This is a genomic window from Actinomadura sp. KC06 (assembly GCF_004348735.1).
In the GTDB taxonomy this organism is placed as follows: domain Bacteria; phylum Actinomycetota; class Actinomycetes; order Streptosporangiales; family Streptosporangiaceae; genus Spirillospora.
Map to the genome: position 1 here is coordinate 38,932 of NZ_SMKT01000051.1, position 13,361 is coordinate 52,292.

10 protein-coding genes are annotated in these 13,361 nt (G+C 68.6%); 2 read left to right on the top strand and 8 right to left on the bottom strand.

The genetic code is table 11. The annotated features are described in order from the left end of the window. Positions 1-80: 80 nt before the first annotated feature. The 7 genes from E1287_RS18330 to E1287_RS18360 form a co-directional block, all read right to left on the bottom strand. On the bottom strand, positions 81-926 hold the full coding sequence (locus E1287_RS18330; RefSeq protein WP_131966171.1) for a phytanoyl-CoA dioxygenase family protein: 846 nt from the start codon (positions 924-926) through the stop codon (positions 81-83). Between the two features lie 19 nt (positions 927-945). Further along, entirely contained in the window at positions 946-1,962 is a 1,017-nt protein-coding gene (locus E1287_RS18335) for an alcohol dehydrogenase catalytic domain-containing protein (RefSeq protein ID WP_131966172.1), read from the bottom strand. Between the two features lie 20 nt (positions 1,963-1,982). Further along, a complete protein-coding gene (locus tag E1287_RS18340; protein WP_131966173.1) occupies positions 1,983-3,278 on the bottom strand; it encodes a cytochrome P450 in 1,296 nt (431 codons plus the stop codon). 237 nt (positions 3,279-3,515) lie between these two features. After that, positions 3,516-4,688 carry a hypothetical protein gene (locus tag E1287_RS18345; protein WP_131966174.1) on the bottom strand — a complete coding sequence of 391 codons (1,173 nt, stop codon included), beginning with the start codon at positions 4,686-4,688 and terminating at the stop codon, positions 3,516-3,518. A gap of 250 nt (positions 4,689-4,938) precedes the next feature. Beyond that, on the bottom strand, positions 4,939-6,081 hold the full coding sequence (locus E1287_RS18350) for an FAD-dependent oxidoreductase (protein ID WP_131966175.1): 1,143 nt from the start codon (positions 6,079-6,081) through the stop codon (positions 4,939-4,941). A 166-nt stretch (positions 6,082-6,247) separates the two neighbouring features. Further along, positions 6,248-7,276: a hypothetical protein gene (locus E1287_RS18355; RefSeq protein WP_131966176.1), complete on the bottom strand. Its 1,029-nt coding sequence runs from the start codon at positions 7,274-7,276 to the stop codon at positions 6,248-6,250. Positions 7,277-7,694: 418 nt separating this feature from the next. Then, positions 7,695-9,155 (bottom strand): carotenoid oxygenase family protein, encoded by a 1,461-nt coding sequence (locus E1287_RS18360; RefSeq protein WP_207934296.1) that lies wholly within the window; start codon positions 9,153-9,155, stop codon positions 7,695-7,697. A 176-nt stretch (positions 9,156-9,331) separates the two neighbouring features. On the opposite strand from E1287_RS18360, the gene E1287_RS18365 reads away from it, so the two are divergent. Continuing rightward, the gene (locus E1287_RS18365) at positions 9,332-9,946 is read left to right on the top strand and encodes a sigma-70 family RNA polymerase sigma factor (protein ID WP_131966178.1); all 615 of its coding nucleotides are present in this window, start codon (positions 9,332-9,334) and stop codon (positions 9,944-9,946) included. An 81-nt stretch (positions 9,947-10,027) separates the two neighbouring features. Here the strand turns inward: E1287_RS18365 and E1287_RS18370 are convergent, their stop codons facing one another. Continuing rightward, on the bottom strand, positions 10,028-10,756 hold the full coding sequence (locus tag E1287_RS18370; protein WP_165969076.1) for a TetR/AcrR family transcriptional regulator: 729 nt from the start codon (positions 10,754-10,756) through the stop codon (positions 10,028-10,030). A gap of 115 nt (positions 10,757-10,871) precedes the next feature. Here E1287_RS18370 and E1287_RS18375 point away from each other — a divergent pair, with 115 nt between their 5' ends. Beyond that, a complete protein-coding gene (locus tag E1287_RS18375; protein ID WP_131966180.1) occupies positions 10,872-13,040 on the top strand; it encodes an MMPL family transporter in 2,169 nt (722 codons plus the stop codon). The last annotated feature ends 321 nt before the right edge of the window (positions 13,041-13,361 follow it).

Below are 13,361 nucleotides of genomic sequence, written 5' to 3' on the forward strand. Positions count from 1 at the left end.
GGGTTCATGGGTACGGGAGGCGAGCCCCGCGCGCCTCCCGTACTCATGTGATGGTCCTGTTGTCGCTCAGGGGCGGTCGCTCATGACCGGTCGGCGGACTGCTTCAACCAGGTGGAGGGGTTCTCCATCTCGTACCAGCCCAGATACGGCGGGCACAGGTCGTAGCCGAGCAGCTCCTGTACCTCCTGGGGATAGGCCAGCACCTTGTCCCGCGCAACGGCCAGGTACTGGTTCTCCTCCTGGCGGATGTTGCCCAGATCCAAGCCGATGGTCAGGCCCGTCCGCGGCCGGTCCGTGCTGTTGCGCCCTCCGGCATGCCACACCGCCCCAAGCCAAACCAGCGCTGAACCCGCCGGCATCTCGGTGGGGACCGCTTCCTCCAGCCTGGGACGCCGTTCGTCGTCCCAGTGGTGGCTGCCCGGGATCACCAGCGTGGCGCCGTTGTCCGCGGTGAAATCGCTCATGGCCAGCATCAACTGGACGCGGGTGGTCGGTCCCGGATGGGGGCGCAGGTGCAGGGTGTCGTCCCGGTGAAGGGGCTGCTTGCTCTCACCGGGCATGATCTGCACCGCCTGCGTCACCCCGATCTGGATCGACGGCGTGATCTCCGCCCGGTAGCGGCCGACCCAGCGTCTGACCGGCTTCTGCATGATCCGGCGCGCGGGCCCCAGGTAGAGCGGATGCGTCACCACCGGCGTCAGGTGGTCGGTGCGGCCGAACAGGCCGTTGACCCTTTTCGTCCTGGTTCCGCCGAACTGGTCCTCCGGCAGCATGGTCGCGTCGAGACGGGGGCCCAGGTCGTCCCACAGCCCCCGCAACGTGTCGGGGGCTGCGAAGTCCTCCACCACGACGCCGCCGTCCCGTTCGATGATCTCGACCACGTCGTCGACGTCGGCGTCGTTCGTTACCCGGATGAGTGCGGTCATTACGCCTCCGTGTGTGAGGTCAGTAGGTCACCACGGCCCGGAAGCGCACATCTCCACGGGCCACGCGTTCGACTGCGTCGTTGACCCTCGCCAGCGGGAACTCCTCGATGACCGGGGCCACCCGGCCGGAGGCGACGAGGTCGAACGCCTCGCCCAGCCAATGCAGGCCGCCGTGGGTGGCGCCCATGACCGTGCAGCCCTGGGCGAAGAACGGGAAGTCGGGCGGGATCGTGAAGGAGTTCTGGGGATCGATGCCGGCCAGCACGAGCCGTCCGTCCGGGCGCAGGCCGCGCAGGACCTCTGAGGCCGCGGCGAAGGAGCTGCCGGTCTGGAGGATCACGTCCGCTCCGCCCGCGGCGCGCAGTTCCTCTCCGCTGAAGACCACCAGGTCCGCGCCGAGCCTTTTGGCCGCGTCCTGCTTGCCGGGGGTGCTGGTGATCGCCACGGTCTCGAAACCGCACGCGCTCGCGAACTGCACCGCGAGGTGGCCGAGGCCGCCGATGCCGAGGACCGCGACCCGCTCGGACGGCTGGACCCTGGCCACCCGCAACGCGCTCCACGCCGTGTAACCGGCGCACAGCACCGGCGCGGCGAGTTCGAACGGCACCTGATCGGGGATCCTGACGGTGCTGTCGGCCGGGATGGCGATGTACTCGGCATGCCCGCCCTGGACCGTCATCCCGGCGAGCGAGGGCGCCGCGCAGTTCATCGCCGACTGCCCGGTGAGCGGCTTCATCTCGCGGCAGTAGTCGCAGCGGCCGCAGGTGCCCTGCACCCACGTCGTCCCCACCCGGTCGCCGACGTCGAGCGTGCTCACTCCCGCGCCGACCTCGACGACCTCCCCGGCCGCCTCGTGGCCGACGATCACCGGGTCCATGGGCGGGAAGGGGTATCCGCCCCGCGTCAACCCGACGTCATTGCCGCAGACGCCGCACGCGCGCACCCGTACCAGAACCTCGCCCGGACCGGCCGAGGGCGTCGGGACGTCCTGAACCTCCCACGGCGCACTGACCTTGGGGACCACTGCCGCTCGCATAAGACCTCTCCTCTGTCTCTCTACCGCGGTTTCGGGAGGACCGGCAGCGAGCCGACGCCGTTCATGATGAACGTCTCCTGGGGCTTGATCTCGGCCCGCGACACCGCAAGCGTGAGGTCGGGGAAGCGGCGGAAGAGGCTGGAGAGCGCGATCTCCGCCTCCAGCAGCGCGAGCGGCTTTCCGATGCAGCGGTAGATCCCGTGCCCGAAGGACAGGTGCGAGGTGTCCGGCCTCGTGCAGTCGAATTCGGCGGCGGTGTCGCCGTGAACGGCGGGATCGCGCCCGACGCCGGCGAACCCGATCAGCACCGGGTCGCCCTCGGCGATCGTCACACCGCCCAGCTCGATGTCCTCGACGGCGAACCTGAAGGGCAGGTGCGCCACCGGCGCCTCGGCCCGCAGCGTCTCCTCGATGACCTGCTGCCAGGACACCCCGCCCGACTGCACCAGCCGCCGCTGCTCCGGGTGCGCGAGCAGCGCGCACACCGCGTTCGCGATCAGGTTCATCACGGGCTCGGTGCCGGTGGCCAGCATCAGGTGGATCGTGCCGGCCAGCTCGTTGTCGGTGAGCTTGGAGCCGTCCTCGTCCTGGGCCGCGATCAGGGCCGAGGTGAGGTCGTCTCCCATCGCCCGCCGCTTGCCGTCGACGAAGTCAAGAATCGTCTGATGCCATTTCTCCACATTGGCCGCGGATTCCTCCGGGGTGATCGTCGTATTGACGTTCACCTCGCCGCCGTGCAGCATCTCCGCGCGCCGCTCGACCGGTATTCCGAACAGGTCGCAGATCACGGCGGACGGAAGCGGGTGCGCGAAACGCGCTTTAAGGTCGATCGCCTGGCCCGGCGGTGTGGTGTCGATGTCGTCCAGCAGTTCCGCGGTGACCTTCTCGATGCTCTCGCGCATCTTCTCGACACGGCGCGGCGTGAACGCGCCCGCGGTCAGGCGGCGGAGCCGGCTGTGGTCCGCTCCGTGCATGGTGGTCAGGTTCTCCATCAGGATCCAGCCGATGAGCGGGAAGTCCATCCCGATCTCACCGCGCACGAAGGCCGTCCAATGTTTGCGTGGATCCTTGGAGAACCGGCTGTCCGACAGCGCCTGCCTGGCCTCGTCATAACCAGTGATCGACCAGGCCGTCACGCCGCCCGGAAGTTCGATCCTCGCGACCGGACCGCGCGCCCGGATCCGCGCCGCCTCACCATGGATGTCGGCACCGGTCGGGTCGATGACCACCGGATCGGGCCGGGCGCCGCGCCGCGCCGTCCTGTCGACCGCCGCCGACTCCGCCCGGGCCGCCGACGCAGCACTATCGGTGGACATTGGACCCCCTCTGACCAGGAACTATTGCCGATCCCGCCATCTCATGATCTCTCCGCGTGCGTACCTCCGCATCTTCTGAAGTGCTCCCTGCCTACCGATAAGGTTCCGGGCATGCCGGTTTACCGGCTGGCGCCGACGTGAACGGCTAGTCCGGATTTCTTCTGTTTCAGCCCGCGGCCTCGGCATTGTCATTCAGAGCCGCAACCCACGATTTATGTAGGCTTATTAGAACGACCTTTAGCGCTGCAATCTTCGGGCGACGTCGAGAGCGACCGTGTAGGCGCCGGCGACGTCGTCCTCGCCAGTGGGGAGGGGCGCGACCTTGTAGGTGATCAGGACGACCACGTTCCGCACGCGGAATCCCACGTGGCCGAAGTCGTGCATGTGGCCGCCGAATGCCTGCTCGCCCAGTCCTCCCAGCGGACGGAACTCCTTCAGCACCCCACGCGATCTGCGCTGCAGCCCCGCATAGCCATGGGATGCCGCGCGATACCCGGCCCCCGGCCAATAATCGGAGACCGACGCCACCTCGACCGTCAGATCCGCGGACTGCGTCTTCGAGTCCACGGTCTTGTCGGCCTTCCAGCGGCAGGAGGTGACGTGAACATCGCGGAATCCGGCGAGGAGCGGTTCTTCCTTCCAGGGTTCGATGTTCACGCCGTCACGGACCACTTTGCCGAGCGTCTCGGCGGACACCAACCGGCAAGCTTGTGGAACCTGGTGAAGCGGGGATGGTCCCTGCGGGTCGTCCTTCTTGTGCGGGGTCGGTTTCGCGGGCAGGCCGAGCTTGCGGGCGACATCGATCGCAGCCCGCCGGGCTCCGGCCAGCGCCACCTCCTTGGAGATCGGCCGCCCTTGCTCGTACCCCTCGTAGACGATGGCGTAGTACCGTCCGCGAGCGGTGAAGACGTACTCGCCTCGCCCGCCCTTCGCCACGCTGGAGAATCGCGAGATGGCCTGCTCGCCGAGGCCGTCCACGCGTTCGGCGGGCGGGCTGAGCGTGCCGAACGCCGTGTCGTACGCCGAGGTCGCCGGCATGTTCCGGGACGTGTCGAGCTGGTCGACCTTCACCGTGAGGACCTTCTTGTGGCCGCTCGCGCCGGACTGGGAGAGCCAGACGCAGTCGTCGGGGTCCTCGTACCGGTTCAGCGGAACCAGTGCCTTGGCGGTTCGCTTCGACACTCCGCACCCATCGGGCAGGTCGGGAAGCTCGGGGACGGTGTCAGGCCCACGGCGCGGAGTCTCGAACGGCCCCTCGGCGACACCGTGGACGCGAGAAGGGCGCGGCTCGTCCTCGCTGGACCGGGCGACCCCCACCCCGGCCGCGACCAGCACGATGACGATGACAGCCGCGACGGCGGCGGCTAACCGAGGCTCGGCGCGCAGCCGCCGGACGAGCTGACCGATCATGCCCGCGGCCTCCGGACGCCGGGCGGGGCAGCGGTATACCCGGCCTCAACGGTCCCCGAGAGGAACGCGCGCGGCCGATTCAACGGCTCAACGATCACATGGGCTTTGATCGCTTGTACGGCCGTGAAGTTCGAGACACTTTCGCCCTCCGCGCTCGACGACTGACACCCTGCGCAGGCGGCCCCACCGTGGCGAGCGTCCCGCGAACGTCACGGCCTCAGTGATCTAGCACTCTTTATGCCGATCAAGGTCAGTGGCCGCGGGTTGCTCTGAACCGCTGTGGTGCCGCGCGTTCGCCGCTGGCCGCGTCGGCGATGATCCGGCCGATGAGGGGAGCGAATTTGGCGCCGTGTCCCGAACAGGCTGAGGCGACGGTGATCCCGTCCACACCGTCGACAACGAAGTCCTCGGTGGGGGTGTTGGTGAACAGGCAGGTCGTTTCGGCATAAGGCTCGGGGACGAGACCAGGCAACGTCCGCCGGACGTACGCGATGAGCCGCTCACGATTGGCCGGATCGATCTCGCCGTTCTGTGCGGCCGCACTCCGGATCGGCCGTCCGCCGTTGTACTCGGCCACTTTCTGGCCGGACCGGCCGTCGGGGAGGACGGCGTCGCGGCCGCCGGGCAGGCCGTAGATCAGCATGGTCGACTTCTTGTGGATGAACGTCGGCCACGTCCCTTCCAGGGTGTCGCGATACGGGAAGTGGTAGGCGTTCTCCTGCATTACCTGAAGCGGAGGGAACGCGGTCAGGAACCGCCCCGGCAGAGGAAGTTCGCCGAGCAGGTCCGGCAGCCAGGCGCCGGCGGTGACGATGACCTTCTCGGCCTCCTCGGCGCGTCCGTCCGAGCCCACCAGGCGATGGCCGCGGCCGGCCCGTTCGATCGACGCCACCGGCCAGCCGGTCTCGACGCGGGCGCCATCGGCCAGCGCCAGCCGCAGCATGGCCGCCGCGGCGGCTTCCGCGTCGATCACCCCGGCACCCGGGTGCCACAGGACGCCGGCGTTCTCGCCGTCGAAGCCGAGCCCCGGCCAGCGCGCGGCGGCCGCGGCGGCGGTGAGCAGCTCGTGCTCGACGCCGACCTGCTCGAACACGGCGGCCAGCGCCGCCGGGGCGCGGGCGGCGCCGAAGTCGAGCGAGCCCGTTGGGGTGATGAGCCGCTCACCGGCCTGGCGTTCCAGCTCGTCCCATTCGCTCCGCGAGTCGGCGACGAGCCGGGTGTAGAACGGGTCGTGGTAGCCGTACCGGAAGATCCGCGCGGACCCGTGCGAGCTGCCCGCGGCGTTGGCTGGAGTGGAGCGTTCCAGCACGGTCACCTCGTGACCGCGCCGCGCCAGCTGCCAGGCGGCCGCGGCCCCGGCGAGCCCGGCCCCGACGACGACGAACGAGCCCATCGCGGTCCTTCCCACCCGGCACGCTTGCCCTGCCGAACCTACCCGCAGACCGTTGCCGCCGTCGGGCTGGCGGACGGGGCGGCGTGGAGGAACTGAGCGGGTCAGTCTGTGCAGGACCACGAGCCAAGGCGGCTGATGGTGATCACCACCGGACGGGCGGCTCCGGCTATCGGCTCTTTCCGCGGTAGCGGAAGTCGGTCAGGGCGACGGTGTAGTCGTCACGGTTCTCGCGGTAGGCGATGCAGTAGCTCGTCGGATACCAGCCGGCCAACCGCCACTCGCGCGGCTGCTTGAACGGCACGCAGATGTCGCCGGTCGCGCCCTTGCGCTGGCCGTCGAACCAGGCCTTGGTGATCATCGCTTCGTAGAACGTGATCTCGCCGTCGTACTGGCCGTAGATCCACGTGTGCGTGAACGGCCTGCCGTTGAACTCCGGGCCGGTCAGGTCGATCAGGTGGTTGCCCATCGCGGGCTCGACCGCGTCGACATCGCTGAAGTCCGGTGGACGGTAGCGCTCGGGCACCGGCAGTTTCGCGCGTTTGTAGTCGTCGCAGTTGGTGAGCATCGGGCACGGACCAGGACGGATCTGGTTCCGTTCCGCGAGCGGCTGGATGTAGAAGTGAAAGTCGAAGTGCGGGACGTCGTAGACGCCGGTCGGCATGTGCCCTTGGGGGTTCCAGTTCGTCAGCGACCATTTGAACGGCGTGTCGATGGCGCTGCGAAACCCGCGCGGCAGGTCGAGCACGAGTTCATGGCCGACGGCGCATTCCTTGTGCAGGTCGAGGTCGCCGCTGCCGTCCTTGTCGAAGCAGTGCTTGCCGTCGCTCACCGGGATGGGCAGGTTCCGCAACGTCGACGCCCGGAACGTCACGCCCATCGCGAGCGGACGGCTGCGTACACGCTGCGTGTACGTACGCATCGCGCCGTCGCCGAGTGAGAGCGAGTGGCCGTACTCGGCGCACGGGCCGACATACGACAACGAGGTGCGCAGGAGCTTCGGTACGGCGCGCGATGGCACGCGGATCGTATGTTCGCGGTCTGGGTTGTCGCGGGCGACGAAGCAGACCGTCGTGCCGCGGCCACCGGGTTCTGCGGCCAGCGCAGTTCCCGGTGCCGGCGATGCTCCGGCCAGGAGGACGGCGAGCGCCGCGACGAGCAGTGGACGCGCCGGGCGGCGCAGGAGGCGAGACACCATCGATCCTCGTGCCGATGGGTTCCGGGATGTCATCGGTCGAGTCCCCCTGTCCATGTGGTTGACCGGGGGATCGTCGTACAGGCGGCTGGAAGGCGGACGCGAACTCGCGCATCGGAACCGGGTAGGGGCCGAACCGCTCGTAACGCGCCGATGGTTTCAGCGCGTCCGACCACGATGTTGTGCACGAGACCGCCCTTCGCCATGACCCTCGCGAAAAGTTGACGCCGCGACGTGAATCGCTCGCTCGGCGACACACCGATCGACGCTCACACTTTGCCCACGTCATGGTGATGGACGACTGACAGCTGACGCCCCTGCGCGGACACCCCGGCTATGGGTCACTCCGAGTCCCCCGCCAACGGGTTCCCCTGCGGCGCGGAGCGGACTTCGACGGCGACCTGTGGCCGGGGACGGGACGTCAGCCGTTCGGGGTGAAGTGGCCGTGGAAGCCGAACGGGATGCCGTGCGGCACCTCGGCCCGCGCGAGCTCCTCGAATGTGGACGCGTCGAGGACCAGCAGGAAGGATCGGCCGCGTCCGACGTCCAAGACGACCGACAGCACCACGCCGTCGTCCTCGGCGGTGGCGTCCGGCGCGGACACGAACACCGGCTCGCCCGGATAGCAGCCGGGTTCGTCCCAGTGAAGGGTGTCGCCGGTCGTGACGCGCAGCCGGCACAGCCGGTCGAAGAAGTCGCCGCCCGCCGGATCGGACGCGCTGACGCCGTAGGCGACCTCGTACTCGCGGCCGTTCCGGCTCCCGTACGCGATCTGCGGGAGCTCCAGCGGCTCGGACGACAGCCGCCGGGTCGTGACCTCGCCCGACGCCATGTCGATCCGGTAGCGGGTCGGCAGCGGCATGGGGACGGGGGCGCCGTCCCGCAGCCGGTGCAGGTACAGCGCGTCGATCACTTCGGAGTCCTCGTAGGCGCAGATGTCGACGGAAATGGCGTCGGGGCCGTCCTCGAAGGCGTTGATGTGATGGAAGGCGAACAGGGGCGGTCCATGGAACTCGCCGCGGATGGAGCCGTCCTGGAGGTCCAGCACGACGAACCGCGTGTCCAGCTCCGGCCGCCATCGGTAGTTCTCGATGAACGGTCGGTTACGTAGGACGAAGGACAGGGCGTTCACGGCGAACGGGTAGACGACCAGCACGGCGTAGCGTTCGGTGATCGCGAAGCTGTGCATGTAGCCGGGCAGGTCGGTGCCGTAGGAGCCGATCGGGGTCCGCCGGAGCTCGCTGCCGCGCTGCCGCTGGACCATGTACTCGCTGACCCGCGAGAACCGCAGGAAGACGTTCACCAGGTCGTCGGTGCCCGGCTGGACGTGCGGATGCGCCGTCGTCGTGTGCGCATCGAGGTCGTCGCTGTATCCGACGACGCCGAGCGTCTCCAGCGTGCCGGGATCGAATTGCACGGCCATCGGCGCCTCGGTGATCGCGAGTGATCGATTACCGGCCCGGACGATGTTGACGTTGGCGTTTACGCTCGCTTCCCGATCTTGAACGCCGCTCGGGCCGGGAATGAAACGGCTGATGAACCTCCGGAAGATGGACATGCACGGGTCCGTTGCGAACTCCCCGTGAGTGATCCGGCCTTCATGGCGAATGGCCCGGTAAGCGGGCGAATTCAGAAAACGATTCGTGTATGTGACGGTGCCCGCTTCGATGGTGAAGCGGTGCAGCATCGCCTGGCCGTCGAACCAGTGCCGGACCGACCGGCCGGCGTGCGCGTCGAACAGCGCGGGCCCGTTGCGCAGCAGGGCCCCGGTGAGCCAGCCTGGTAGTGCGCCCTGCACCACAAGGTCTTCCTCAATTACCTCATTGGTCAGGCTGGAGAAGCCCGATGTGAACGTTGCCGGGATGATCTCACTCTCGTTCATCACACACATGCCCCCTTCTGGCCCGGCCAGGAGGAAAAGCCAGGCTTGACGTATACGAATGGTTACGTGTAGCTACCTAGTTACATAGAGATACTTTACTTACCACTGCACACATGCAAGCATACGCCCAGTTTGTTTCACCAGTCCGATGAGCAAACCGGCGCGGGGGCGATCGTATGGACTCAGAGATCGACGCAGCCACGGAACAATCCGGCCCGATTCAGGGCCGGACGGAGACAACGGAGATAGCGGAGATCGTGCGGCGCTGCGCGGCGGGGGACGCCGGCGCCTGGGCAATCCTGATCAGGACGTTCACACCGGTCGTGTGGACGGTCGCCCGGTCGCTCCGGTTATCCCGGGCCGACTGCGAGGACGTGTGCCAGGCCACGTGGCTCCGCCTCGCGCAGAGCATCGGCGGGCTCCGCGAGCCGGCGAAAATCGGCGGCTGGCTCGTCACCACATCACGCCGGGAGGCCCTGAAGGTGGTGGCCTGCCGCGAGCCGGTTCCGGTCGGCGACTCCCGCCTGTGGTCGGAACAGGAGGACTCCGGGCCCGGACCCGAGGACACGGCGCTGACCCGGTGCGAGGCCACCCGGGTGCTGGAGGCCGTACGCCGGCTCCCCGACCAGCATCAGGCCCTGATGGCGCTGCTGTTGACCGAGCCGCCGATGAGCTACGAGGCGATCAGCGACGCGCTGGCCATTCCACGCGGCTCGATCGGCCCCACTCGCCGCCGGATCCTGCGACACCTGGCGGACCAGATGAAGGCACCGTCACCCAACCGAGGCTGACCGGGATGGGGCGTGCCCGGCGGTGTGGCAGGTCGTTTCCGGCGGGGGGTGGATTTTCGCGTGCTCAAGCCAGTGGGCGCGTTATGGGACTTCGCTGGGGACGAGGCGGCCGAGCATGGCCTCCAGCTTGGCGTCGAACAGCGGCTTCGCGTCCTGCAGTGCCCACCGCTGATGCCCGAACGTCTCCATCGTGACCATTCCGTAGAGGTTGGTCCAGCAGGACAGGTAGACGTAGACGGCGCCGACCGGCAGCAGTCCGCCGAGCCGGTCGCCGACGTCCGCGAGCTGCTCGCGCAGGTCGGGGGCGATCTCGTCCGGCTCGGGTATCGGGAACGGCTGGTGGAACCAGAGCTCGTTGAACAGGTTGGAGAACACCCGGGCGAAGCGCATGCCGGCCTCGGTGCACGCCGCCTGCGCCATGTCCGTGCTGGTCAAGTGATCGCTGAAGGCGGGCAGGGGGGCTCCGAACATCAGGGCGAACTCGGCCGGATGCTCGACCGCCCATTCCCGGAACGCGTGGCTGACGGCGCGCAGCCGTGTCAGCGCGTCCGCCTTGGGCACGGCGTCGCGCGCCTCCTCCATGACGAGGCGCACCTCGTCGTAGAAGTCACCGGTCAGCACCGTCACCAGCGTCTCCAGGCTGGGGAAGTACCGGTACAGCGCCGGTGAGGTCATCCCCATCTCCCGGGCGATGGCCCGCAGCGAGATCTGGGCCGGCCCGCCCTGCACCAGATGCCGGCGCGCCACCTCCTTGATCTCGGCGACCGTCGCGGCACGGATGCGGTCTCGCCTGCTCGGAACCGTTGTCATCAGCTGCCTCCACCCCCAAGAGAACATTACCTCTTGACTCACGTTAGCAGTGCTGAAAGAGTTATCAGCAGTAACAAGAATGATCCATGCATACCAAACCGGGAGGGGTGGAGCGGTGTTCGCAGGCATAGGACGGGCGGCCGTAAGGCTGCGATGGACGATCCTGGCGTTGGCCGGAGGCGTCCTGCTCGTGGCGTCGACATGGGGGACCACGGTCTTCACCGCGTTGACCGATGGCGGGTTCGACGATCCCAAGGCCGAAGCGCAGAAGACCATCGGGCAGATCGATCGCGAGGTGGGTCCGCAGCGCGTCGACCTGCTGGTGATGTACTCCAGCGGATCGTGGACCGTGGACGACCCGCGGTTCAAGGCGGCCGTCGCGCCGGTCATCGACCGGCTCGGCCGGCAGCCCGAGGTGGAGCGCGTCCTGTCGTTCCAGCAGACGGGCGCCCCGGTGTTCGTGGCCGAGGACCGCAAGGCCACCTACCTGGCGCTGACTCTGCGCGGCAAGGACAACAACGCCAGGGTGGACAGCTTCAAGGACATCGAGGACGCCCTCAAGGCGCCGGGTCTGGCACAGACCATCGGCGGTCCGGTCGCCGTCTACGACGACCTCAACGTCGAAGCGACCAAGGACGTCGGGCTGGGCGAGTCCATCACCCTGCCGATCCTGCTGGTGCTGCTGGTGTTCATCTTCCGGTCGGCGGTCGCCGCCCTGCTGCCGCTGGCCGTCGGCGGCATGGCGATCCTGGGCGGGTTCCTGGTCACCAGGCTGCTGACCTACGCCACCGACATCTCCATCTTCTCGGTCAATGTGATTATCCTGCTGGGGCTCGGCCTCGGCATCGACTACGCGCTGTTCATCGTCAGCCGTTTCCGGGAGGAACTGGCCCGCGGACGGGACGTTCCCGAAGCGGTGCGCACGACGATGGCGACCGCGGGGCGCACGGTGGCGGTCTCCGGCCTGATCCTGTCCCTCGCCCTGTCGGCGCTCCTGCTGTTCCCGCAGCCGTTCCTCCGCTCCATGGGGATGGGCGGCATCGGCACCGTGGTGGTCGCGGCGGTCAGCGCGCTGACGGTCCTTCCGGCGCTGCTCGCGGTGCTCGGGCCGCGGGTCGACTCCTGGCGGGTTCCGCTGCCAGGACGGCGCCGCCGCGAGGCGCGTCCGGCGACCGGGCCCGACCGGTGGATCCGGCTGGGCACCGCCGTCACCCGGCGGCCGGTGATCTTCGCCGCCGCCTCGCTCGCGCTGCTCGTGGTGATGGCGCTGCCGCTGCTGCACATCCGGCTCGGCGCCGCCGACGAGCGCATGCTGCCCTCCGACGCCCGCAGCCGGGTGACCGCGGAGCGGATCGCCGCCGACTTCCCCGCCCCGGGTGTCAACGACGTCGACGTCCTGGTCTCCGGCGCCGATCCCGCCGCGGCGCAGCGGCTGGGCGACGGGATCCGCGGGTTGCGGGGCGTGGAGAACGTCCGGCCGGCCGCCGCGCGCGGCTCGTCCACCCTGTTCCGGGTGTCGCTGTCCGTGCCGCCGACCTCCGATCGAGCGCGGGCGCTGGTGACCGAGATCCGGGAGCTGCCGGCGCCGCCCGGCGGGGAGGTGATGGTCGGAGGCACCAGCGCGGCGCTCGTCGACCGCCTCGACGGCCTGGGAGTTCGGCTGCCCGTGGTGGGGGCGATCCTGACCGCGGTGATGCTGTTCGTGCTGTTCATCGCGTTCCGTTCGGTGCTCTTGCCGATCAAGGCGGTGCTGATGAACGGCCTGTCCATCGCCGCCGCGCTCGGCGTCGTGGTCTGGGGGTTCCAGGACGGGCACCTGGCCGGCGTGCTCGGCTTCACCTCCACCGGCGAGCTGGAGGCCAACCAGCTCATCTTGATCTTCACGCTGCTGTTCGGGCTGTCCCTGGACTACGAGGTGTTCCTCGTCTCGCGGATGCGCGAGGAATGGGATCGCACGGGCGACAACAGCAAGGCCATCATCGGTGGGCTCCAGCGCAGCGGCAGCATCATCACGGCCGCGGCGCTGCTGCTGATCGTCGTGATCGGCGGTTTCGCACTCGGCGGCGTAACCTTCATGAAGATGACCGGAGTGGGCGGTGTCGTGGCGATCGCGATCGATGCGACGATCATCCGGTTGCTGCTTTCCCCGGCGCTGATGCAGATCTTCGGAAAGGCGGGCTGGTGGGCCCCGTTCCTCGGCCGGACGGTCCGGCCAAGGCGCGAGACCGACCCGGCCGATGAGGATTCGGTCGGTCGCTCGGTGCCGTCGGTCACGGCACAATAAAGGGGTGGACGACCGCCGCGGGGAGCCGCCGTACCCGGTGGCTCCCCGCGGCGGAACTCCCGATGAAGTCGCCGATGGAGGACACCCCTCCGCGTCGGCCAGCAAGAATTCGAAACGGTGGTGAGACGATCGTGACAGAAGCCCGCGTGAGTTTGTATGGACTTCATCACCGTCCGTGGGGTGGTCAAGCCGAATCGGGCGTCAGTCGTCCGGTGTCCGAATCCCCGTCCGCGTCCGGTTGCGCTTGGAGCCGTATGGGACGGTTCGCGCAGCGGATTTCGGTGCGCGCCCGTGCCCTGCTTAATGGCCCCAGCCCCAGCC